Origin of the sequence: Burkholderia sp. NFPP32 (assembly GCF_900119325.1) — a bacterium.
GTDB classification, from domain to species: domain Bacteria; phylum Pseudomonadota; class Gammaproteobacteria; order Burkholderiales; family Burkholderiaceae; genus Burkholderia; species Burkholderia pyrrocinia_C.
The window spans coordinates 32,139-53,834 of sequence record NZ_FPJP01000029.1; the positions used below are offsets into that span (position 1 = coordinate 32,139).

Annotated in this window: 20 protein-coding genes and 1 pseudogene; 10 read left to right on the plus strand and 11 right to left on the minus strand. The window is 67.6% G+C overall.

The features are described from left to right. Positions 1–44: 44 nt before the first annotated feature. Positions 45–1,391 carry an MFS transporter gene (locus BT264_RS32815; protein WP_072444234.1) on the minus strand — a complete coding sequence of 449 codons (1,347 nt, stop codon included), beginning with the start codon at positions 1,389–1,391 and terminating at the stop codon, positions 45–47. Positions 1,392–1,664: 273 nt separating this feature from the next. Between BT264_RS32815 and BT264_RS32820 the strand changes: the two genes are divergently transcribed. From BT264_RS32820 to BT264_RS32850, 7 genes and pseudogenes are all read left to right on the plus strand, one after another. Further along, positions 1,665–2,702: a LacI family DNA-binding transcriptional regulator gene (locus tag BT264_RS32820; RefSeq protein ID WP_177318433.1), complete on the plus strand. Its 1,038-nt coding sequence runs from the start codon at positions 1,665–1,667 to the stop codon at positions 2,700–2,702. A 217-nt stretch (positions 2,703–2,919) separates the two neighbouring features. Then, positions 2,920–4,701 (plus strand): IlvD/Edd family dehydratase, encoded by a 1,782-nt coding sequence (locus tag BT264_RS32825; RefSeq protein WP_072444237.1) that lies wholly within the window; start codon positions 2,920–2,922, stop codon positions 4,699–4,701. Between the two features lie 32 nt (positions 4,702–4,733). Further along, positions 4,734–5,915 (plus strand): fumarylacetoacetate hydrolase family protein, encoded by a 1,182-nt coding sequence (locus BT264_RS32830; protein WP_072444239.1) that lies wholly within the window; start codon positions 4,734–4,736, stop codon positions 5,913–5,915. A 64-nt stretch (positions 5,916–5,979) separates the two neighbouring features. Beyond that, positions 5,980–6,173, plus strand: a pseudogene (locus BT264_RS40230) (LysR family transcriptional regulator); the annotation flags it as partial. A gap of 392 nt (positions 6,174–6,565) precedes the next feature. Then, positions 6,566–7,861, plus strand: a complete 1,296-nt coding sequence (gene codB / locus BT264_RS32840) for a cytosine permease (protein ID WP_072444241.1) — start codon at positions 6,566–6,568, stop codon at positions 7,859–7,861. 44 nt (positions 7,862–7,905) lie between these two features. Continuing rightward, positions 7,906–9,159: a cytosine deaminase gene (gene codA / locus BT264_RS32845; RefSeq protein ID WP_072444243.1), complete on the plus strand. Its 1,254-nt coding sequence runs from the start codon at positions 7,906–7,908 to the stop codon at positions 9,157–9,159. A gap of 46 nt (positions 9,160–9,205) precedes the next feature. Continuing rightward, the gene (locus BT264_RS32850; RefSeq protein WP_072444245.1) at positions 9,206–9,880 is read left to right on the plus strand and encodes a TetR/AcrR family transcriptional regulator; all 675 of its coding nucleotides are present in this window, start codon (positions 9,206–9,208) and stop codon (positions 9,878–9,880) included. Between the two features lie 151 nt (positions 9,881–10,031). On the opposite strand, the gene BT264_RS32855 is transcribed toward BT264_RS32850, so the two are convergent. Continuing rightward, on the minus strand, positions 10,032–10,469 hold the full coding sequence (locus BT264_RS32855) for a hypothetical protein (protein ID WP_072444247.1): 438 nt from the start codon (positions 10,467–10,469) through the stop codon (positions 10,032–10,034). Between the two features lie 291 nt (positions 10,470–10,760). Here BT264_RS32855 and BT264_RS32860 point away from each other — a divergent pair, with 291 nt between their 5' ends. Next, entirely contained in the window at positions 10,761–11,498 is a 738-nt protein-coding gene (locus tag BT264_RS32860) for a sulfite exporter TauE/SafE family protein (protein WP_072444249.1), read from the plus strand. A 132-nt stretch (positions 11,499–11,630) separates the two neighbouring features. Here BT264_RS32860 and BT264_RS32865 read toward each other — a convergent pair whose 3' ends face one another. The 6 genes from BT264_RS32865 to ftrA form a co-directional block, all read right to left on the minus strand. After that, the gene (locus tag BT264_RS32865; RefSeq protein ID WP_072444251.1) at positions 11,631–12,209 is read right to left on the minus strand and encodes an NnrU family protein; all 579 of its coding nucleotides are present in this window, start codon (positions 12,207–12,209) and stop codon (positions 11,631–11,633) included. A 192-nt stretch (positions 12,210–12,401) separates the two neighbouring features. Then, positions 12,402–12,917, minus strand: coding sequence for a TfoX/Sxy family protein (locus BT264_RS32870; RefSeq protein ID WP_072444253.1), 516 nt, complete (start codon positions 12,915–12,917; stop codon positions 12,402–12,404). A gap of 16 nt (positions 12,918–12,933) precedes the next feature. Then, positions 12,934–14,043 carry a malate/lactate/ureidoglycolate dehydrogenase gene (locus tag BT264_RS32875; RefSeq protein ID WP_072444255.1) on the minus strand — a complete coding sequence of 370 codons (1,110 nt, stop codon included), beginning with the start codon at positions 14,041–14,043 and terminating at the stop codon, positions 12,934–12,936. 61 nt (positions 14,044–14,104) lie between these two features. Next, a complete protein-coding gene (locus BT264_RS32880) occupies positions 14,105–15,559 on the minus strand; it encodes a M20 family metallopeptidase (RefSeq protein ID WP_072444257.1) in 1,455 nt (484 codons plus the stop codon). A 78-nt stretch (positions 15,560–15,637) separates the two neighbouring features. Further along, positions 15,638–16,708 carry an NAD(P)H-dependent flavin oxidoreductase gene (locus tag BT264_RS32885; RefSeq protein WP_072444259.1) on the minus strand — a complete coding sequence of 357 codons (1,071 nt, stop codon included), beginning with the start codon at positions 16,706–16,708 and terminating at the stop codon, positions 15,638–15,640. Positions 16,709–16,908: 200 nt separating this feature from the next. Further along, positions 16,909–17,871, minus strand: coding sequence for a transcriptional regulator FtrA (gene ftrA, locus BT264_RS32890; protein WP_072444261.1), 963 nt, complete (start codon positions 17,869–17,871; stop codon positions 16,909–16,911). Positions 17,872–17,985: 114 nt separating this feature from the next. Here ftrA and BT264_RS32895 point away from each other — a divergent pair, with 114 nt between their 5' ends. Beyond that, positions 17,986–18,405: a rhodanese-like domain-containing protein gene (locus tag BT264_RS32895; RefSeq protein ID WP_072444263.1), complete on the plus strand. Its 420-nt coding sequence runs from the start codon at positions 17,986–17,988 to the stop codon at positions 18,403–18,405. A 90-nt stretch (positions 18,406–18,495) separates the two neighbouring features. Beyond that, positions 18,496–18,822, plus strand: coding sequence for a superinfection immunity protein (locus BT264_RS32900; protein WP_034180582.1), 327 nt, complete (start codon positions 18,496–18,498; stop codon positions 18,820–18,822). A gap of 15 nt (positions 18,823–18,837) precedes the next feature. On the opposite strand, the gene BT264_RS32905 is transcribed toward BT264_RS32900, so the two are convergent. The 3 genes from BT264_RS32905 to BT264_RS32915 form a co-directional block, all read right to left on the minus strand. Next, on the minus strand, positions 18,838–20,013 hold the full coding sequence (locus BT264_RS32905; protein ID WP_072444265.1) for a cytochrome P450: 1,176 nt from the start codon (positions 20,011–20,013) through the stop codon (positions 18,838–18,840). Between the two features lie 110 nt (positions 20,014–20,123). After that, positions 20,124–20,390, minus strand: coding sequence for a YodC family protein (locus tag BT264_RS32910; protein ID WP_072444266.1), 267 nt, complete (start codon positions 20,388–20,390; stop codon positions 20,124–20,126). Between the two features lie 346 nt (positions 20,391–20,736). Continuing rightward, complete coding sequence (locus BT264_RS32915) at positions 20,737–21,597, minus strand: isocitrate lyase/PEP mutase family protein (protein WP_072444267.1); 861 nt, start codon at positions 21,595–21,597, stop codon at positions 20,737–20,739. Positions 21,598–21,696: the final 99 nt, after the last annotated feature.

Genomic DNA, 21,696 nt, shown 5'->3' on the forward strand with positions numbered 1-21,696 from the left:
GCCGCACGATGCGAAAGCCCGCGACGCGACGGAGTGCGAACGGCCTACCGCCCGGCCGGCGGCTGCAGGATGCCGCGCGGAATCAACGCGATCAGCACGCAACTGACCAGCAGGCAGGCGCCCAGTGCGTAAGTTCCGTTGTTGATGTTGCCGGTCATTTCCTTCGCGATGCCGGTGATCATCGAACCCGTGAAGCCGGACAGGTTCCCCACCGAGTTGATCAGCGCAATGCCGGCGGCCGCGGCCGTGCCGGACAGGATCTGCCCGGGAAAGGTCCAGTAGATCGGCATCAGCGCAAGGATCCCGCACGTCGCGATGGTCAGGAACAGGATCGACAGCGCCACGTTATGTGCGCACGCCGCGCTCGAGACCAGGCCGATACCGCCGATCAGCGCGGGAATCGCCGCATGCAGGCGACGTTCGCCGGTCTTGCGCGAGTGCGAGGCGTTCCACACCATCGCGAAGATTGCCGTCAGGTACGGAATGGCGGTCAGCAGGCCGATGTGCAGCGGGCTGCGCACGCCCGAAGCACGGATGATCGACGGCAGCCAGAAGGCGAGCCCGTAGAAGCCGGTATTGAACGTGAGAAGGATGAAGGTGAGCAGCCAGACACGCGGGCTGCGCAGCGCGGCGCCGATGCTGTGCGACTTGTGCGCTGCCTCGGATTCGAGGTTGCGCGACAGCACCGCCTTTTCGTCGGCGGACAGCCACTTCGCCGACTGCGGCCCGTCGCCGAGGCAGGCCAGCACGATGAACGCCACCACGATCGACGGCAGCCCTTCGAGCAGCAGCATCCATTGCCAGCCGCTCATGCCCGACAAACCGTGCGTCTGCTCCATCAGCCACCCGGAAACCACGCTGCCCAGCGTCAGGCTCAACGGGATCGCGACCAGGAAACCCGACATGGCCACGCTCTGGCGACGCGCCGGGAACCAGTAGTTCATGTACAGGATGACGCCCGGGAAAAAACCGGCTTCGCACAGGCCCAGCAGGAAGCGCAGCGTGTAGAACATGGTGGACGTCTGCACGTGGAAGAACTGTGCGAGCGGCACGATGAAGGCCATCGACGACGACACGATGCCCCACGTGATCATGATCCGCGCGATCCAGAAGCGCGCGCCGTAGCGGTGCAGCAACAGGTTGCTGGGCATCTCGAACAGGAAATAACCCCAGAAGAAAACGCTGGCGCCGAGCGCATAGACGCTGTCGCTCAGGCCCAGGTCGTCGAGCATCTGCAGCTTCGCGAAGCCCACGTTGACGCGGTCCAGGTAGGCCACGACATAGCAGAGCAGCAGCAACGGAAGGATGTGCCGCATGACCTTGCGATAGAGGGCGTCCTCGGACGAATCGGCCGCGGCCGGTGCGGCAGCGGTCTGCGTGATGGATGGCATCGGTTTGTCTCCTGATCGTGTAGGTCTTCTTCGTACCGGCGTGTTCCGGATGCACGGATGTTACCGATAACATCCCGTCGCAAAAAAAACGCCTGCGAGGCGACGGGAGCGGCCGGCGATCTGATACCGGTAACAAAACAAAGGTAGCATGCTGCGACAGGCGCGTTCAAGCCCCGACGAACGAGTGGTTACCCTAGTGCGCCGCAGGCGGCCGGCGCGGTATGCCGCACCGGTATGATGTAGCCTTTACAGGCTTTCCCGATCGCGATTCCGATGCCCAGCCCCACCGCCGTCCGGCCTGCCGGACCGCCCCGCATGTCCGATGTAGCGCGCCTCGCCGGCGTATCGAAGATGACCGTGTCGCGCGTGCTTGCCGGCCACGGCGTGGCCGCCGAGACGCGCGAACGGGTCTGCCGCGCGATCGATCAGCTCGGCTACGTGGCCGATGCTGCCGCCGGGGCGCTGTCGTCGGGGCGGTCGGAATTCGTCGCGGTGCTGGTGCCGTCGCTGTCGAGCTCCAACTTTTCGGACACCGTGCGCGGCCTGACCGACGCACTCGAACCGCACGGCCTGCAACTGCTGCTCGGCGACACCGACTACGACCTGGAGCGCGAGGAACGGCTGGTGCGTTCGATGCTGCGTCACCAGCCGCGCTGCATCGCGCTGACCGGCGCACAGCACACCGATGCGACGCACAAGGTGCTCGAGCGCTCGGACATTCCCGTGGTCGAGATGTGGGACCTGCCCACGCGCCCCATCGACACCGCCGTGGGCTTCTCCAACGTACGCGCCGCGCGTGCGATGGTGCGGCATCTGGCCGATCGCGGTTACCGGCGCATCGGCTTTCTCGGCGGCGCGAGCGAACTGGATCGGCGCGGCCTCGATCGCCTCAAGGGCTACCAGGCGGAAATCAAGGCATCGCGGCTGGGCGAGCCGCGCATCGTCCGGCTCGGTGAATCGCCGATCACCATGAGCCACGGCGGGCCCGCAATGGCCGCGCTGCTGGCGCAGTGGCCGGACACCGATGCCGTGATGTGCGTGAGCGACATGTCGGCGTTCGGCGCGATCATGGAATGCCATCGGCGCGGCCTGTCCGTGCCCGCAGACATCGCAGTGGCCGGCTTCGGGAACTTCGAAGTGGCGACGTGCTGCCACCCGACCATCACCACCGTGTCGGTCGACGCATACGGCATCGGGCTGCGCACCGGCCAGGCGTTGCTGGAGGCGCTGCAGGCGCGCGACGACGGCGAACGCGCCGAGCCTCACAGCATCCGCATCGACTACACGATCGTCGCGCGGCAAAGCGCGTGACACACTGACCGGGCGCATCGCACCGTCGCACGCATCGGCGTGCGCCGATGCCGGACGGACGCGCCGCCGCGGCAGCACGCGCCCCCGCCCCTTCCGCTGCTCGCACGCAAAATTCCCTTCCGCCACGCAAAACCCCCGTGCTAACATCCATTGAAATGTTACCGGTAACTATCCGGCACGCATAACCGAAAACGGCCCCCTTCGGAGACAGCCCGCCATGTCACAAATCCCTCGCCGCCTGCGCAGCCAGGAGTGGTTCGACGATCCTGCGCACGCAGACATGACCGCGCTCTACGTCGAGCGCTTCATGAACTACGGGCTGACGCGCGAGGAACTGCAGTCGGGCCGCCCCGTCATCGGCATTGCGCAGACGGGCAGCGACCTGGCGCCGTGCAACCGCCACCACATCGAACTGGCCGAGCGCACCAAGGCAGGCATTCGCGACGCGGGCGGCATTCCGATGGAATTCCCCGTGCATCCGCTGGCCGAGCAAAGCCGCCGGCCCACGGCCGCGCTCGACCGCAACCTGGCCTACCTCGGGCTCGTGGAAGTGCTGCATGGCTTTCCGCTGGACGGTGTGGTGCTGACGACCGGCTGCGACAAGACCACCCCCGCCTGCCTGATGGCCGCAGCCACCGTCGACATGCCCGCCATCGTGCTGTCGGGCGGACCGATGCTCGACGGCTGGCACGCGGGCAAGCGCGTCGGCTCGGGCACCGTGATCTGGCATGCCCGCAACCTGCTCGCTGCCGGCGAGATCGACTACGAAGGGTTCATGCAGCTGACCACGGCATCGTCGCCGTCGATCGGCCACTGCAATACCATGGGCACGGCACTGTCGATGAACAGTCTGGCCGAGGCGCTGGGCATGTCGCTGCCGGGCTGCGCGAGCATTCCCGCCGCCTATCGCGAGCGTGGGCAAATGGCTTACGCCACCGGCAAGCGCGCGGTCGAACTCGTTCGCGACGATCTGCGCCCGTCGAGGATCATGACGCGCGCGGCGTTCGAGAATGCCGTCGTCGTCGCCTCCGCGCTCGGCGCATCGACCAACTGCCCGCCGCACCTGATCGCCATTGCCCGCCACATGGGCGTGGAACTGAACCTGAACGACTGGCAGCGCCTGGGTGAATCCGTGCCGCTACTCGTCAACTGCATGCCGGCCGGCGAATATCTCGGGGAGAGCTTTCACCGCGCCGGCGGCGTACCCGCCGTGTTGCGCCAGCTCGATGCGGCCGGCCTGCTGCGGCGCGACTGCCTGACCGTGTCCGGCCGCGCGATCGGCGAGATCGCCGACACCGCGCAGGACGCCGACCGCGACGTGATCCGTACGCCCGACGCGCCGCTCAAGCATGGCGCGGGCTTCATGGTGCTGTCGGGCAACTTCTTCGACAGCGCCATCATGAAGATGTCGGTGGTGGGCGACGCCTTCCGCCAGACCTATCTTGCCGAGCCGGGCGCGGAGAACACGTTCGAGGCGCGCGCGATCGTGTTCGACGGCCCCGAGGACTACCACGCCCGCATCAACGACCCTGCGCTGAACATCGACGAGCGCTGCATCCTGGTGATCCGCGGCTGCGGCACGGTCGGCTACCCGGGCAGTTCGGAAGTCGTCAACATGGCGCCACCTGCCGACCTGGTGAAGCGCGGCGTGACGTCGCTGCCCTGCATGGGCGACGGACGCCAGAGCGGCACGTCGGCCAGCCCGTCGATCCTGAACATGTCGCCCGAAGCTGCGGTCGGCGGCGGCCTGGCCCTGCTGCGCACGAACGACCGCATTCGCGTGGACCTGAATCGCCGCAGCGTCGACGTGCTCGTCGACGAAGGCGAACTCGCGCGCCGCCGCGAGACGGCAAGCTTCACGGTGCCGCAGGCGCAAACGCCCTGGCAGGAACTCTACCGCCGGTTCGTGGGCCAGTTGTCCACCGGCGGCTGCCTCGAACCGGCCACGCTGTACCTGAAGGTGATCGAGCAACGCGGCAACCCGCGCCATTCGCACTGATCCAACCGACCACGACTCCTGCCGAGCTGACCATGCGTACTCCTTCCGTTTCCGACTGCCTGCCGCACGACCTTGCGCAGGCCCTGCTGATCGGCCGTGTATGGCGGCACGATGGTACCCATGCGGGGCCGAGCGTCGTCGCCGTGCGCGGCGGCGAGATGTTCGACATCACGCGCACCGTGCCGACCACCGCGGACCTGTTCGACCGCCCCGACGCGATCGCCATCGCGGGCACCGCCCCCGGCGAGTCGCTCGGCCGCGTCGAACCGCTGCTGCAGGCGGCGCTCGACGGCGCGTCCGGCGCCACGCATCTGCTCGCCCCTTGCGACGTGCAGGCCATCAAGGCTTGCGGCGTCACCTTCGCCGTCAGCCTGATCGAACGCGTGATCGAGGAACAGGCCGGCGGCGATCCTGCCAAAGCGCGGATCGTGCGCGAAACCATCGCCGCGACCATCGGTACCGACCTGTCCACGATCGTGCCCGGTTCGAAAGCCGCCATGCGCCTGAAGGCCGAACTCGAGCGCCGCGGCGCGTGGTCGCAATACATGGAAGTCGGAATCGGCCCGGATGCCGAGGTGTTTTCCAAATCCCAGCCGATGTCCGCAGTGGGCTTCGGCGCGGACGTGGGTCTGTTGCCCGTGTCGGTCTGGAACAACCCGGAGCCGGAAATCGTGCTGGCGGTGGACAGCAACGGCAGGCCGGTGGGCGCCACGCTCGGCAACGACGTGAACCTGCGCGACATCGAAGGCCGCTCGGCACTGTTGCTCGGCAAATGCAAGGACAACAACGGCTCGTGCGCGATCGGCCCGTTCGTGCGGCTGTTCGACGACGGCTTCACGCTGGACAGCGTACGGCAGGCCAGCGTGTCGCTACGCGTCGAAGGCGCGGACGACGGCTTCGTCCTCGACGGCATCAGCCACATGCGCGAGATCAGCCGCGATCCGGCCGACCTCGTCGCGCAGACCAGCGGCGCGCATCACCAGTATCCGGACGGCTTCATGCTGTTTCTCGGCACGATGTTCTCGCCGATCCAGGATCGCGACGCGCCCGGCGGCGGATTCACGCATCACCTGGGCGACCGCGTGACCATCTCCACGCCCGTGCTCGGCGCGCTCGTCAATACCGTGCGGCTTTGCACGGAGATCGCGCCGTGGACCTTCGGCGTGCGCGCGCTGTATGCGAATCTGGCCGCGCGCGGGCTGCTTGCTGCTTGAGGCCGGGCGCTCGACAACCTGAAGGCGTACGCGTACTGCATCGACGGACTACAGGCCGGCGGCAAGCTTCGTCGATATCCTCGCGGCCGGCTGCGATGCCGGCATTCGCTACGACGAACGCCTCGAACAGGATATGATCGCCGTGCCGATCGGCCCGCGCCCGCAACGCCGCGCAACCGCCGCGGCACCGGCCTATCTCGACCGGCGCGGCCGGCCCATCCGCGCGAACTGCCCGATCATGCGTGCCTGCGCGGCCGCTTGCCAAGGCACGCCCAGCGTGCCCATCGATCATGAAACGCTATCTAACCGGGACGATACTGTTCACGGAAGTACGCCACAGGCGCGGCTTTCCGCGAGTGCCGAACGGCATCCTCAGGAAATTGAAAAGCCCCCCACTTTGTTTCGCTCTCCGTGTTGATTTGCACGTAAGCACTTCGCACCCCAAGGGGTGAGCCAACGTAACGTACAATTTTTTCCGGATTCTGAAGCAACAGTCATGTTTCCTGTTTTCGTCTGTCGCCGACCCAAATTTTTACCCTCGTCAAAATTTTGGCCGGAGAGAATGACACGCTGAAACAGCGCATCACCCATCCAGGCACGGCCCCCGCAAACCCTTTCAGGCCCAGCCAATCGCTGACCGGGAGACAAAGATGCCCACGAACCAGGATTCACGCCCGACGGACGAATCGGATCACGGAGAATTCTCGCTAAGCGAAGTCCCGCTCGAGAAACGCACGGGATTCCTGTCCATCACGATGGTGTTGTTGAGTTTCACGTTCTTCACCGGAACGATGTTTGCCGGCGGCAAGATCGGCGTCGCCTTCGACGTCGTCGGCATGATCCAGATCGCCGTGATCGGAAACCTGTTGCTCGCCGCCTATGCGGCGTCGCTTGCGCTGATTGCCGCGCGCAGCGGCCTGAATGCCGTGCTGATGGGGCGATTCTGCTTCGGGGAAATCGGTAGCAAGCTGTCCGATTTTCTGCTCGGCTTCGCCGAACTCGGCTGGTACGCATGGGGAACCGCGACGGTGGCCATCGTATTGGTCAAGCTGCTCGGGTGGCCGGCCTCCGTTACCACGCCGCTGATGATCCTCTTCGGCTTCGGATTTTCCATCACGGCCATCATCGGATATCGCGGCATGGACGTGCTGTCGCGCGTCTCCGTGCCGTTGATGTTCGTGCTTCTGATGACGTCGATGTGGATCGCCACCCGCGATATCGGCGGCTGGGCCGGCCTCACGCACGTCGTGCCGTCTCATCCGATGCAGTTCTCGGCGGCCGTGACGATGGTTATCGGCACCTTTGCCAGCGGCGCCACCCAGGCAACCAACTGGACTCGCCTCGCACGCAGCGCGCGCAGCGCCGTGTGGGCAAGCATGATCGGATTCTTCGCGGGCAACGGCCTGATGATCGTCGCGGGCGCATACTGTGCAATCGTCTATCAGCAAGCCGACATCGTCGAGGTGATGATGCTGCAAGGCCTGTCGATCGCAGCGGTCGTGATGCTGTGCCTCAATCTCTGGACCATCCAGGGGCCGACGATGTACAACGTGGCGGCCGCCGGATGCCATCTGCTGCGCACCGAACGGCGCCGCACGCTCGTACTGGTGGGCGCGGCGATCGGCATCGTGCTCGCGGTCGGCGGGATGTACGAGTTGCTGATCCCGTTCCTGGTGCTGCTCGGCTCGATCATTCCTCCCGTCGGCGGCGTGATCATGGCGGACTACTGGTACCGCCATCGCGGGACATACCCGTCGCTTGCCACCGCCCGCCTGCCGCGCTTCAATCCGGTCGGTCTGGCCGCGTATGCGATCGGCGCCATACTCGCCTATACATCGCAGTGGATCGCACCGATCGTCGGCATCGCGGCGTCCGCCGCCGCCTACATCGCGCTGCTGCAGATTTCCCGAGCGTTCTCCCGCGAACCGTCCGTCCAGGGTGAATGATTTCGCTTCACGCCCGCCCGGCCCCCACGAACAAAGGAATCCTCATGAAAATCGTCAACGCCAGATTGCGCGGCCATAGCGGCCTCTTCACGATAGACATCGATACGGACACGATTCGCGGCATCGACCTCCAGCCGTCGCAGCTGACGCCGCCAGGAGACGACGTCATCGATGCAGGCAGCAATCTCGTCATCCCGCCGCTGGTCGAGCCGCATATCCATCTGGATGCGACGCTGACCGCCGGCGAGCCCGAGTGGAACATGAGCGGCACGCTGTTCGAAGGCATCGAGCGGTGGGGCCAGCGCAAGGCCACCATTACGCATGACGATACGAAAGCCCGCGCCCACACCACGATCGGGATGCTGCGCGACAACGGCATCCAGCACGTGCGCACGCATGTGGACGTCACCGATCACACGCTTGCCGCATTGAAGGCGATGCTCGAGGTCAGGGACGAGGCGCGCGATCTGATCGACCTGCAGATCGCCGCCTTCCCTCAGGAAGGCATCGAATCGTTCGAGAACGGACGTGCGCTGATGGAGCGCGCGATCGAAATGGGCGCCGACGTCGTCGGCGGTATTCCGCATTTCGAGAACACCCGCGATCAGGGTGTGAGTTCCATCAAGTTCCTGATGGATCTCGCGGAACGCAAAGGCTGTCTGGTCGATGTCCATTGCGACGAGACCGACGATCCGCATTCGCGCTTCCTGGAGGTGCTCGCCGAGGAAGCGCGGGTTCGCGGGATGGGCGCGCGCGTCACCGCCAGCCACACGACCGCCATGGGTTCCTACGACAACGCTTATTGCTCGAAGCTGTTCCGCTTGCTGAAACGGTCGGGAATCCATTTTGTATCGTGTCCGACCGAAAGCATCCACCTGCAGGGACGTTTCGACACCTTCCCGAAACGACGCGGCATTACGCGGGTGGCGGAACTCGATCGCGCCGGCATCAACGTGTGCTTCGGACAGGATTCGATCAAGGATCCGTGGTATCCGGTCGGCAACGGCAACATCCTGCGCATCCTCGACGTCGGCCTGCACGTGTGTCACATGCTCGGTTATGACGACCTGCAGCGATGCCTCGACTTCGTCACGGAGCACAGCGCACATGCGATGTCGCTGGGCGACCGTTATGGCATCGCCGTCGGGCGGCCGGCCAATCTGCTGATCCTCGACGCCGATTGCGACTATGAAGTGATACGCAAGCAGGCAAAGGTGCGAATGTCGCTCCGCGCCGGGAAGGTCATCATGCAGCGCGCGCCTGAACGCATCACCTATCCTGAAGCGGGCACGCGTTGAGCGGGCAACGACGACGCCGGTCCGACATGCTGGCGGAAGAAAAGCGATGAACCCGTCCGGGCCGACTGCAGGAACGCCCGCCCGGCCCCACGGCCGGCGGGAAGCGCTGCGCGACACGCTCGAGGCGGCCATTCTCGCCGCTGCCGAAGAATCGTTTTCCACGTACGGCTTCGAGGGGAGTTCCGTTGCGAAGATCGCGGCGGCCGCCGGCTTGTCGAAGCAGAACCTGATGTACTACTTCCCCACGAAACTGGCGCTCTACAAACGCGTGCTGGACGACGTATTGCGCGACTGGCTGGGCAGGATGCGGGAGTTTGCGGCGCCCGATCGCGAGCCCGCGGAAGCGATGTCGGCCTATATCCGGGCCAAGCTCGAATTCTCCAGAAATCGCCCGCATGGATCGCGGGTTTTTGCGCTGGAAATCATCGGCGGGGCAAAGACCTACGGAAAGGAAATCCGCAAGCAACTGATTCCGGTGTTGCGCGACGACATCCGGGTGCTCGAACGCTGGATCGACGAAGGCAAGGTCAGGCAGGTCGAAACGGAGCACCTGTTCTTCCTGATCTGGGCAGCCACGCAAGCGTATGCGGATTTCGCTCCCCAAATGCTGCTGGTGCTCGGCAAGCGCACGCTGGGAAGCGACGATTTCGACGCGGCTTACCGCACCATCTCGAGCCTGGTGCTCAACGCGCTGATCACCGAAGACGGAATGACCGCTTGACCGCCTCCGTCGCCACATGCGTGGCGATCACGGAGGCATGCCCTGCCCCGGCACCATCAGCGCTCGCCGGGGAAGTGCGGGACGACGTCGCGACGCCGTGCGCTTCGCCGTCGTGCGCTCGCCCCACTGCGGCTTGCCGGCGAACCACCGATCAGTCGTCGTGCTTGTAGCGCTTCTTGTTCTTGTGCTTGTTGCCGCGGTAGTAATCGTTGGAGCGCGAGTTATTGCGCGACACGTGGCCGCCCAGCGCCGCACCCGCGCCGCCGCCCACCGCGGCGCCGACGAGGCTGCCGGCCGTGCCGCCCATCGCGTTGCCCGCGGCGGCACCCGCGCCACCGCCCAGTGCGCCGCCGACGACGGCACCCGTGCGTTCGCGTTTGTTCGACGTCACCGCACCGCCCGCGCCACCGCCGACGGCCCCGCCGATGATCGCGCCCGTGCTTCCGCCGACCGCGTTGCCGACCGCCGCGCCCGCGACGCCACCCAGCGCGCCGCCCAGGGCATTGTTCGTGTCGCTTGCCACGGCAGGCAGCGACGCCACCGCCGTCACACCGACCACCACTGCCATCCCGGCCAATTTCTTCAGCATCTGTCTACCCTTTCCGCTTTATGAGATATCGACGGGCGAATTTAGCATCTTTCCGTTAAGCCCACCGTAATGAAGCGTTAAATCGAAGATTTTCCCGGCCGGAACCGCCGCCCTGCCGAATCCGGTCAGCACGTTCGCCCCCGCCACGCGCGACGGACGTTCCGCATCGGCTCCCCGGATGCCCCCCGGCGTTCTTCCTTCCCGCGCCCGCGATCCTGCATTACCATCGTGCGTCCGCCGCGCCTGCCCCCTCCGGCAAGCGAGCCCAGCCACCTCCTCGCTCCCGCACCGATGCTCGCCCTCGTCATACTCGCCGGTCTCTGGGCCGGCCTGCAGAACACCCTCGCGGGCGGCGGCTCGTTCATCACGCTGCCCGCGCTGATCGTGTCGGGCATGTCGCCGCTCGCGGCAAACATCACGTCGACGGTCGCGCTGTTTCCCGCGCAGGTCACGACGGGCTGGGCGAGCCGAAACATGGTTCGCGGCGCGGGCAAGCTGTCGTTTCGCGCGCTGTTCGCGATCAGTGTCGTCGGCGGCGCGCTCGGCGGGCTGCTGTTGCTGAAGACGCCTTCGTCGATCTTCTCGCGCCTCGTGCCTTGGCTCGTGCTGTTCGCGACGATCGTGTTCGCGTGGGGCAGCTTTTTCCGCAAGCCGAGCGAAGGCACCGCACACCTCGGCACGATTCCCGCCGCGATCTCGCAGTTCATGATCGCGATCTACGGCGGCTACTTCGGCGGCGGGCTCGGCTTCCTGATGATGGCCACGCTGACGATGGCCGGCCTGTCGCCGCGTCACGCGATGTCGACGAAGAACGCGCTCGCGGGCGTGATGAACGCATCGGCCGTCGTGCTGTTCCTGACGTCGCCGCAGTTGCATTGGGGCGCGGCACTCGCGCTCGGCGGCGGCGCGATCGTCGGCGGGCTGCTCGGCACGTGGGCGCTGCATCGCGTGAACGAACGCGTACTGCGGATCGGGATCGTCTGCATCGGCGCGTTGCTCACCGTCGGGTTGTTCGTCAAGCCGATCTGATACACGCACACCGTTGCCGCCGCAACGGCAGTCATTCCGGTTCAACGCCCGCGGCCCGGCACAAAGCGACCTGCTCGGCGCGATGCTCGACGATTTCCTGCCGTGGCTGCCGGTCCGGGCCGGCGCGAGCGTTCAGCCGAACGGGCGCACGCCGATCAGCGGGCCATGCAGGAACAGCGCGAACACGGCCCACACGACGAGCCCGGCCACGATCGTCACCGCGTCGCCCGACAGCTTGCCGGCCGGATAACGAACGCCGTCGCGGCGATCGCGCGTACGCGACACGACGAAATCGACGAGCGCCCACACGAAGAACGCGCCGAACAGCACGACCGCGTGCACCGTGCCGTTCATGAGCAGGTGCGCAACCGCCCAGACCATCACGCCGGCCAGCATCGGATGCCCGACGAGCGTCTTGACGCGGTTCGCAGGCACATACGACGCGGCGATCAGCACGAACGCGACTGCGGTCAGCATGCCGGTGAGGTGGCGCACGCCGACGGGCGACACCCACAAGAGCGCCGCGCCCTCGCGCGCGATGCCGTAACCGCGGACGATCAGCACGAAGCCGACGATCGACGCGACCGCATAGCCGGCCTTCCAGCCTTTCTCGCCGATTCGCGCGATCATCGCGGAGCGCCAGCCGTCGGCGACGATCCGGATCGAGTGCACACCGAGGAAGATCGCTAAACCGAGAATCAGGACGAGCATCGGCTGTCTCCGTCTGGAATGATGAGTGGGGGAGCGTGCCGCGCGGCGTACGATGCGCCGTTCGCGGAGCCGGCGGCGAGGCCGGCGCGGGTCGCGCGCGGGCACGAGCGCGATCCGCGCCGATCATAAACGCCGGGGCCGCCGTTGTGAAGCATGCAGAAATCGCGAAGCCGTTGCTTCACGCGATCGGCACTAGGATTTCTTACGTGTCGGTGACGATTTCGAAGCCGGTTTGGGTGCCGTTTCCGGTGACGGCTTTGCAGTCCGTGGCGATGCCGACTTCGATTTCCGCGCCGTCGTCGGTTTCGACACGGGTTTCGGCGCTGTCTTCGATACCGTCTTCGTCACCGCCCTCGCCTTGCGCTTCGGCGGCCCCGCCAGCAGTGCCGCGCGATACGCGCCGCGACACCAGTCGAACAGCGCGCCCGCATCCTCGAGCACGTCGGCCGGCGTCTCGTAGTAGCCCTCGAGCGCGACGGTACGCGTGCGTCCCGAATACGAGAACGGCCCCATCCCCGCCGCGACGAACGCCGGACGGTTCACGTCGTCCACACGCAGGAACAGCGACCCGCGCGCCAGGAAGCCGAACATCACGCCGTCGAGCCGCAGCGCAGCACCGCTGAAAAAACGCGTGACTTCGATATGGCCGAGGCTCGCGATCTGGTACGCGATCTCCTCGCCATGCGCCTTGTCCGCCTGCCAGCTCATCGGCCGCCCTTGTCCATCAAGCGGCGCCGATACAGCGCTGCGTCCACGCATCGAGCGCCGCGTCGTCGAAGCCGACCGCCGCCGCACTGCTACGAATCTGCCGCCACGTCGCGCGATCGACCGGAATGCCGCCGGCGCCGCGCGCGGCGCGGCTCGCCTCTTCCGGCTCGCCGGGCACCTGCACCGGCGCATCGCCCGCCTGCGGCGACGCCTTCGCCCATGCGACGAACGCATCGGCTTCGCGCTCGGCATCGGCCGCGTCGAACGCTTTCGGGTCGATCAGCACCGACAGCATCCCGTTCACGATCGCGCTCGTCTTCTGCAGCGTGCCGCCGTACGTCGTATGCCCGCCGACGAGCGCACCGCCAAAGATCTCGCACATCGCCGCGAGCGCATAGCCCTTGTGCAGCCCGAACGGCAGCAGCGCGCCGAACGGCTGCTCGTGCATCACGGCCGGATCGTCGGTCGGCTGGCCGCGATGGTCGATCAGCGACCCGGCCGGCACGCGCTTGCCCTGGTTGTGCGCGACGCGCGTCTTGCCGTACGCGATCGCGCTCGTCGCGAAATCGAGCAGCAGCGGCGGCCGGCCCGCACGCGGATACGCGGCGCAGAACGGGTTCGTGCCGAAGCGCGGATCGGTGCCGTGCAGCGGCGCGACCAGCAGGTCGCCCGGCACGTTGACGAAATGGAACGACACGAGCCCCGAGCGCGCGCACTGCTCGGCCCAGTGCCCGATGCGGCCGAGGTGATGCACGTCGCGCAGCCCGATCGCGCAGATGCCCATGCGCCGCGCGCGCTCGATTCCCTCGACCATCGCCTCGAACGCGATCACCTGGCCGAAACCGCGCCCGCCGTCGATCGTCAGCACCGCGCCGCCGTCGCGGACGATCGACGCGTGCCCGTTCAGCTGCAACTGCCCTTCCCGCCACGACGCGACGTAGTTCGGGATCATCCCGATCCCGTGCGAATCGTGGCCCGCGAGATTCGCGCCGACCAGATGATCGGCGACGAGCCGCGCTTCGCGCTCGCTGCTGCCGGCCCGTTCCCAGAGTGCCGCGACGAATGCATGCAGCGGTTCGGCGCGCATGCGCAGCGGTTCGGTATCGGGCGTCGGCAGTGCGGTCATCGGCAGGGTTCCGTCAGGTCGGATCGGGTTGGGCAATCGGGACATCGAACGGCCGCGACGATCAACGCGCGGTCGCGATCACGTCGGCGACCGCCGCGGTCAGCTTCTTCGCGTACGGCACGTGCAGGAACTCGTTCGGCCCGTGCGCGTTCGACTTCGGCCCGAGCACGCCGCACACCATGAACTGCGCGGACGGGAAGCCTTCCTGCAGCACGTTCATCAGCGGGATCGTGCCGCCGAGGCCCATGTACGCGCAGTCCGCGCCGAAATGGCGGCGCGACGCGGCGTCGAGCGACGACGCGAGCCACGGCGCGAGATCCGGCGCGCTCCAGCCCGTCGCGGCGCCCGCGTCCGGCTTGAACGTGACCTTCGCGTTGTACGGCGGATCGAGTTCGAGCAGTTCCTTCAGCTGCTGCACGGCCTGCGCGGCGTCGACGAGCGGCGGCAGGCGCAGCGACAGCTTGAACGCGGTGCGCGGACGCAGCACGTTGCCCGCATCGGCGAGCGCCGGCATGCCGGCCGCGCCCGTCACCGACAGCGACGGACGCCACGTCGAATTCAGCAGCGCCTCGCGCGGATCGGTCGTGGTCGGCAGCACCGGCTTGCCGTCCGCGCCGCACGCCCACGGCAGCCCCTTCCATACTGCATCGCCGAGGATCGCGGCGGCCGCGTCGGCTTCGCGCACGCGGCTCGACGGGATCTCGCAATGGAACACGCCCGGCAGCAGGTTGCCGTTCTTCGCGTCCTCGAGGCGCTCGAACAACTGGCGCATCACGCGGAAGCTCGACGGCGCGATGCCGCCGTAGACGCCCGAGTGGATGCCTTCTTCCAGCACCTCGACCTGCAGGTCGCCGGACACGAGCCCGCGCAGCGACGTGGTGAGCCACATCTGGTCGTAGTTGCCGGCGCCCGAATCGAGACACACGACGAGCGACACCTGGCCGAGCCGGTCGCGCAGCGCGTCGACATACGGCAGCAGGTCATAGCTGCCCGATTCCTCGCAGGTCTCGATCAGGCCGACGCAGCGCGGCCGTTCGATGCCCTGCTCGTCGAGCGCGCCGAGCGCCGCGAGGCTCGCGTAGATCGCATAACCGTCGTCCGCGCCGCCGCGGCCGTAAAGCTTGCCGTTCTCGAACTTCGGCGTCCACGGGCCGAGGTCCGCGCGCCAGCCGTCGAATTCGGGCTGCTTGTCGAGGTGGCCGTACAGCAGGATCGTGTCGGTACTGCCCGAGCGCGTGGCCGGCGATTCGAAGAAGATCACCGGCGTGCGGCCCGGCAAGCGCACGATCTCGAGCTTCAGGCCCTTCACGGGCTGGCGTTCGGCCCACTGCGCGGCATCGGTGACGACGCGCTCGAGATAACCGCGCTTCTCCCAGTCGGGATCGAACGCGGGGCTCTTCGCGGGGATCGCGATGTAGTCGGTCAGTGCGTGGAGGATTTCATCGTTCCACTTGCGCTCGATGAAGGTAACGAGCTTGTCATGGTCGAGGACGGGGGTAGTGTCGACGGAGGTCATGGTGGGGGCCTGGATCGGGCTGACGAAAATCCAGATCATACGCCGTTGATCCGCCGTCCGCGCCCCTTCCGCGTGCGTTCAGATGGCTTGCGGGAACGCGTCGCGCAGCCCCGCCGCGCATGCGAGCGCGTCGTCCCACAGGCGCCGCGTCAGTTCGCCGGCATCCTCTTCGCGCGCGAGCGCCGCGGCCTCGCCCGACCACAGCAGCGAGAAATCGTCGCGGCCCTGCCGCTCGAACGCACCGCGCAGCGGATCGACCGCGGCCGTCGCGAGCGGGAACGCGGGTGCGAGCGCGCTCATCGGCCCCTGCTCGCGCATGAAGCGCGTCAGCAGCCCGCGCGCGGGGCGGCCCGTGTACAGGTTGGTCATGCGCGTGCCGTCGTCGCGCGCGGCACGTATCGCCGCGCGATGCTGCGCCGAGCGGCCGGCCTGCGGTGTCAGCAGGAAGCCGGTGCCGATCTGCACCGCACGCGCGCCGAGCGCGAACGCGGCCGCGATGCACCGCCCGTCGGCGATCGCGCCGGCCGCGATCACCGGCGCGCGCACCGCGTCGACGATCTGCGGCAGCAACGCGAACAGGCCCGGTTGCGCGTGGATGTCGTCGGTCAGGAACATCCCGCGATGGCCGCCAGCCTCCGCGCCCTGCGCGACGATCGCGTCGACGCCGCGCGCATCGAGCCAGCGCGCTTCCTCGACGGTCGTTGCGGACGAAACGACCAACGCGCCGGTGCGCCGCACGCGGTCGAGCAGCATGTCGTCCGGCAGCCCGAAATGGAAGCTCACGACGGCCGGCCGCAACTCCTCGACGACCGCGCACATCGCATCGTCGAACGGCGCGCGGCCTGGGCCGCTCTTCACGTCGGCCGGATCGAGCCCGGCTTCCGCGTAGTAGCCGGCGAGCGATGCGCGCCAGCGCGCGTCGACCTCCGCGTCGGGCATCGGCGGCGTGTGGCAGAAGAAGTTCACGTTGAACGGCGCGGGCGTACGCGCCCGGATCGCCGCGATCTCGTCGCGCAGTTGCTGCGGGCCGAGTGCCGCGCACGCGAGCGAACCGAGCCCGCCGGCTTCGCACACCGCGATCGCGAGCGGACTCAGCGAACCAACCATCGGGGCCTGGATCAGCGGCAAACGGGAAGGCAGCATCGTCATTGAAATCCCCCTTCGGAAAAAATTGTTGTCGCGCGCGCCGGCGGCGCACTTCCAATGCACCCCAGTATGACTTGTGCTTCTCCGGCTTCGCGCACGACACGCACGGCGACGAAGTCGAGGACGGTGTTTACCTGATCGCGTGGATCCGGCAAGCCAGGCGCGATACGAACACGCGCCGAGCGTGCTCGGTCGGGCGCCCGCTATCTTCCGCCGCGATCCATCCCGCGCCGGTACGCGGCCGGGCTCGTCGCCGCGACGCGCCGGAAATGCCGGCGCAATGATTCCTCGGAGCCGAACCCCGCGCGCGCCGCGACCTGCGCGAGCGGCAGCGCGGGTTGCGCTTCGAGCATGTCCTTCGCGACGTTCACGCGTTCGCGGATCAGCCACGCGAGCGGCGACATTCCCGTCGCATCCGCGAACTGCCGCTGCAGCGTACGCGTGCTCATCGCGGCCTGCGCGGCGAGCGACGCGAGCGTGTGCGGCTCGGCCGCGTGCGCGCGCATCCAGTCGATCAGCTTCGCGAGCCGGTCGCTGCCGCCCGGCGCGACCGGACGCGGCACGAACTGCGCCTGGCCGCCGTCGCGATGCGGCGGCAGCACGAGGCGTTGCGCGACACGGTTCGCGATGGCGCCGCCGTGATCGCGGCGCACCAGATGCAGCAGCATGTCGAGCCCCGCCGCCGAACCGGCCGACGTAACGATCTGCCCTTCGTCGACGTACAGCGCATCGGGATTCACGCGCAGCGCCGGGTAACGCGCCTGCAGGCGCTGCGCGTAACGCCAGTGCGTCGTCACGGTGAGCCCGTCGAGCACGCCGGCCGCCGCCAGCACGAACACGCCCGAACAGATCGAACAGAGCCGCGCGCCGCGCCGATGCGCGGCCCGCAGCTTCTTCAGCAGCGGCTCCGGCGGCAGTTCGTCCGGATCGCGCCAGCCGGGAATCACGATGGTGTCCGCGCGATCGAGCGTCGCGAGCCGGTACGGCGCGGCGACCGTGATGCCGCCCGCCGCGCGCACGGGCCCCGGCTCGCTCGCGCACACCGCGAAGCGATACCAGTCGACCCCGAGTTCGGGGCGTTCGAGTGCGAACAGTTCGACCACGCATCCGAATTCGAACGTGCAAAGGCGATCGTAGGCGAGCGCGACGACGAGATGATTGTGCATGGCGCGATGTTACCGGAACTTGTCGATCGCGCCACTGCCGCGAACCGCGCCGAACCGCGATACTGCCCTCCATCCCGGCGCATTCCGCGCCCGTTCATCCAGGAGAGCCTGCCCATGTCCTTCGTCACCGACGTGCCCGCCGCCGACAGCCCCGCCGCCCTCGCGCATTTCGAGGCATCGCTGCGATTCGAGACCGATTGCTGGGACGTGCACGACGCGCTCGGGTCCGGTTCGCCCGATTTCGTGCTGCTCGACGTACGCGGCCCCGACCAGTTCGCCGCCGGCCACGTGCCCGGCGCACGCAACCTGCCGCGTCGCAAGATCGTCGCGGGCAAGCTCGCCAGTTATCCGGCCGGCACGCTGTTCGTCGTCTACTGCGCGGGCCCGCACTGCAACGGCGCCGCGCGCGCGGCGATCGAACTCGCGCGCCTCGGCCGCCCCGTCAAGCTGATGATCGGCGGCGTGACGGGCTGGCTCGACGAAGGTTTCGCGTTGAGCAACGAACTGCAGCCAGCGGACGCCGAAGCCCGCTGATCGTTATTAAAAACGCAACAATCAATTGCCGGCACACAAACGGAAAAAGCGCGACAATCGGCCACATTGCAGTTCGGACGGAGCAGCACAATGAATGATGCAGTCCTGATTCAAGTGGCCGGTTCGGTCGTCGCGATCGCGCTCTATTTCCTGCCGGCCGTCATTGCCGACCGGCGCGGCCGGCACGACAAGCTGACGATCGCGATGTTCAACGCGCTGTTCGGGTGGACCGGCATCGGCTGGCTGATGACGCTGTACTGGGCGTGCCAGCCGAACCCGCGCACCGATGTCGCGCAAACGATCCTCGCGAAGCGCCGCGGCATCAGCATGCGGACCTTCTCGACCGGCCTCGTCGAACGCGTGCAGCGCCGCGTCGCCGCCCAGGAGCAATGGGCGGAGAAGCAAGGCTGCCGCTAGGTCCCTCTTTCCCCTTCACCGTGCCACGTCGAACTTCGGCATTCTGACGTTGGTCGACGCGCGGTAATTCCACGTCAGCCCGTCGCGCGGCGGCCAGCCGCCCGCGCGCAACCACGCCGCGAACGCCCCCGCCGTCACCGCCCGCGCGATCCGCTCGCCCGGGCACCCATGCGGCCCCGTGCCGAAGCCGAAATTCGGCCCGGCGGCACGGCCGGGCATCAACCGGTGCGGATCGCGATGCACGACCGGGTCGCGGTTCGCCGCAGCGAGCACGACGAGGATCGCGTCGCCGGCTTCGACGGTCACGCCCTCGATCGTCGTGCGCGACGCGACGAAGCGGCGCGTATTCTGCACCGGCGCATCGAAGCGCCCGACTTCGGCGACGAACGCGTCGAGCGCGACGTCGTCCGGTGCGTCGCGCACGGTTTCCGCTTCCCCGTTCCATGCCGCCAGCGTGTTGCCGAGCCACGCGGCCGTCGCCTCGCAGGTCTGCGACAACAACCCGACGAGATTCGCGACCAGCGCGCCGCTCGCCTGCCAGCCCGACGCGCGGGCCGCTTGCTGCACCGCAGCGACGAGCGTGCCGTCGTGCGCGTGCGTCTGCGCGACGCGCTCGGTCATCCGCTCGAGCAGTTGCCGCGCGCCGTCGCTCGCGCGGGCCAGCGCGGCCGCGTCCGACAGCGGCGACAGCGCGGCGACGAAGTCGACGACCCGCGCCGCGATGTCGTCGAGCTGCGTCTCGTCGAAGCCGAGCAGATCGGCGACCGCGCAGACGGGCACCGTCATGCACCACGCATTCAGCGCGTCGGCATCGCCCGGCGCCGGCAGCCGCCGCGCGGCAAGCTGCGCGGCACGGTCACGCAGCGCACCGGTGTCGATCGGCGCGAATGCCGTGCGCAGCGCCTGCTTCGGCACGTCGTGCCGCAACGCGCCGTCGTTCATGCGCACCAGTTCGCCGAACAGCGCGCCGGCCGTCGTGCCGCGCAGCGCGGGCGGCACGGGCGCGTCCAGCGGACGCACGCGGCAGGCCGGATGGCCGAGCACGGCCGTCACGGCCGCCGCGCGGCTCGCGACCCACAGGCCGAGCACGGCGTCGAATGCGAGCGGCGGCCCGTCGACGAGCGCCGCATAGTAGGGATAGGGATCGCGGTGCGTCACCGCGGCAATGGGATCGGTCGGGTTCGGGTTCATGCGAGCAGTATCGGCGCAGTGCGCTGCCGCATGTTTCGGGCTCGCGTGAAATGTCGTCGCGCCGGCGCTGCGTATCGCATGCATTGCAGCATCGCAACGGCAGGCCGGCTTCAGGCAGCCGACCGGTAGCGTTGCGACTGCATGCGCATCCGGACGCGCCCGGCCGAAATCGCGCGCGGCTCGAGCACCACCGTGTCGTGATGGAACATTTCCTGCCGGAACTCGCCGTTTTCGTCGAACCACTGGCAGATGAGCCAGTCGGCGTCGTCGAACACGACCGGCCCGGCATAGGTGACGGTCATGCGCGGCCCGCCCGTTTTCAGCGTCACGACATCGCCGACGCGAAACCTGACGCGCTGATTTTCTCGGATCGTCATCGCTCTCTCGATTTTTTATATATTGAATATATTGATATTCCCGGCGGCCCGCACAACCGGTCGTTTGAATTTGCCGCAGATTAACAATCAAAAAAATAAACGGCAACTCCCGCGTACGAAAATTCGCTGATTGTAAAAATGCAACAATGCGCGGTATCGGCGCACGCCGCGGAAGGCTGACCGCCAGATTCGGCGCGGCTTGCGCGCTAAATCCGGTCGAACGGGCGGAATGCGGAGAATAAATGATGATTTTCGCGTCGTCATCGGCCTTTAAACCCGACGCGAAATCGGTTGATTATTGTCAATCAATGCTTCGACTGGAAACGATCCCACGTTTTACTTGTGATCATTCCCCGAATGAAACCGGCGAATTATCGGGCGCCGCAAACCAGCGATTGATATCGCGCCCCGGCACGGCCGCCTGGGTGAACGTGAACGTGCCGTCGCGCGCCATCTCCGTCGCGGCGCGCAGGAACGCGCCGAGCGCGGCCCGCGCCAGCGCGCCGCCGACGCTGACGCGCTTCACGCCGAGCGCCGCCAGCTCGGCGAGGCTCAGCAACCCGCCCTGCAGCCCCATCACGACGTTGACTGGCGCGCCGACCGCCTGCGTCACCGCCGCGATCTCGGCGGCGTCGGTGATGCCCGGCGCATACAGCACGTCGGCGCCCGCGTCGCGATAGGCGACGAGCCGCGCGATCGTGTCGGCGAGGTCGCGACGGCCGTGCAGGTAGTTTTCGCAACGCGCGGTCAGCGTGAACGGAAACGGCAGCGCGCGCGCCGCGTCGACGGCCGCCGCGATGCGCTCGACTGCCGCGTCGCGCGCGTAGATCGGCGCATCGGCGCGGCCCGTCGCATCCTCGATCGAACCGCCGACCGCGCCGGCCTCGGCCGCCAGCCGGATCGTTTCGGCCACCGTGTCGGGCGCGTCGCCGAAACCGTTCTCGAGATCGGCGCTCACCGGCAGGCCGCCCGCGGCGACGAGATCGGCGATGTGATCGAGCATTGCGTCGCGGTCGATCGCATTGTCGGGCCGCCCTTTCGAAAATGCGTAGCCGGCACTCGTGGTGGCGAGCGCCTCGAAACCAGCCATCGCGAGCAAGCGGGCGGTGCCGGCGTCCCACGGGTTCGGGATGATGAAGGCGCCGGGGCGCGTGTGCAGCGTGCGGAAAATTTCTGCTTGGCGGGCCTGAAGGTCGGAACGGGTCATCGCGGACTCCCGGAAGGTGTTGACGGGTGAGCTTACGCCGGCCGCGCGCTCGACGTTTCAGCGATGGCCGAAATGTCGCCGTGCGACAGGAAAAAGTCG

Coding starts and splice junctions, on each gene's coding strand:
- BT264_RS32815 (WP_072444234.1), bottom strand. CDS start 1,391: ATGCCATCCATCACGCAGACCGCTGCCGCACCGGCCGCGGCCGATTCG.
- BT264_RS32820 (WP_177318433.1), top strand. CDS start 1,665: ATGCCCAGCCCCACCGCCGTCCGGCCTGCCGGACCGCCCCGCATGTCC.
- BT264_RS32825 (WP_072444237.1), top strand. CDS start 2,920: ATGTCACAAATCCCTCGCCGCCTGCGCAGCCAGGAGTGGTTCGACGAT.
- BT264_RS32830 (WP_072444239.1), top strand. CDS start 4,734: ATGCGTACTCCTTCCGTTTCCGACTGCCTGCCGCACGACCTTGCGCAG.
- codB (WP_072444241.1), top strand. CDS start 6,566: ATGCCCACGAACCAGGATTCACGCCCGACGGACGAATCGGATCACGGA.
- codA (WP_072444243.1), top strand. CDS start 7,906: ATGAAAATCGTCAACGCCAGATTGCGCGGCCATAGCGGCCTCTTCACG.
- BT264_RS32850 (WP_072444245.1), top strand. CDS start 9,206: ATGAACCCGTCCGGGCCGACTGCAGGAACGCCCGCCCGGCCCCACGGC.
- BT264_RS32855 (WP_072444247.1), bottom strand. CDS start 10,469: ATGCTGAAGAAATTGGCCGGGATGGCAGTGGTGGTCGGTGTGACGGCG.
- BT264_RS32860 (WP_072444249.1), top strand. CDS start 10,761: ATGCTCGCCCTCGTCATACTCGCCGGTCTCTGGGCCGGCCTGCAGAAC.
- BT264_RS32865 (WP_072444251.1), bottom strand. CDS start 12,209: ATGCTCGTCCTGATTCTCGGTTTAGCGATCTTCCTCGGTGTGCACTCG.
- BT264_RS32870 (WP_072444253.1), bottom strand. CDS start 12,917: ATGAGCTGGCAGGCGGACAAGGCGCATGGCGAGGAGATCGCGTACCAG.
- BT264_RS32875 (WP_072444255.1), bottom strand. CDS start 14,043: ATGACCGCACTGCCGACGCCCGATACCGAACCGCTGCGCATGCGCGCC.
- BT264_RS32880 (WP_072444257.1), bottom strand. CDS start 15,559: ATGACCTCCGTCGACACTACCCCCGTCCTCGACCATGACAAGCTCGTT.
- BT264_RS32885 (WP_072444259.1), bottom strand. CDS start 16,708: ATGACGATGCTGCCTTCCCGTTTGCCGCTGATCCAGGCCCCGATGGTT.
- ftrA (WP_072444261.1), bottom strand. CDS start 17,871: ATGCACAATCATCTCGTCGTCGCGCTCGCCTACGATCGCCTTTGCACG.
- BT264_RS32895 (WP_072444263.1), top strand. CDS start 17,986: ATGTCCTTCGTCACCGACGTGCCCGCCGCCGACAGCCCCGCCGCCCTC.
- BT264_RS32900 (WP_034180582.1), top strand. CDS start 18,496: ATGAATGATGCAGTCCTGATTCAAGTGGCCGGTTCGGTCGTCGCGATC.
- BT264_RS32905 (WP_072444265.1), bottom strand. CDS start 20,013: ATGAACCCGAACCCGACCGATCCCATTGCCGCGGTGACGCACCGCGAT.
- BT264_RS32910 (WP_072444266.1), bottom strand. CDS start 20,390: ATGACGATCCGAGAAAATCAGCGCGTCAGGTTTCGCGTCGGCGATGTC.
- BT264_RS32915 (WP_072444267.1), bottom strand. CDS start 21,597: ATGACCCGTTCCGACCTTCAGGCCCGCCAAGCAGAAATTTTCCGCACG.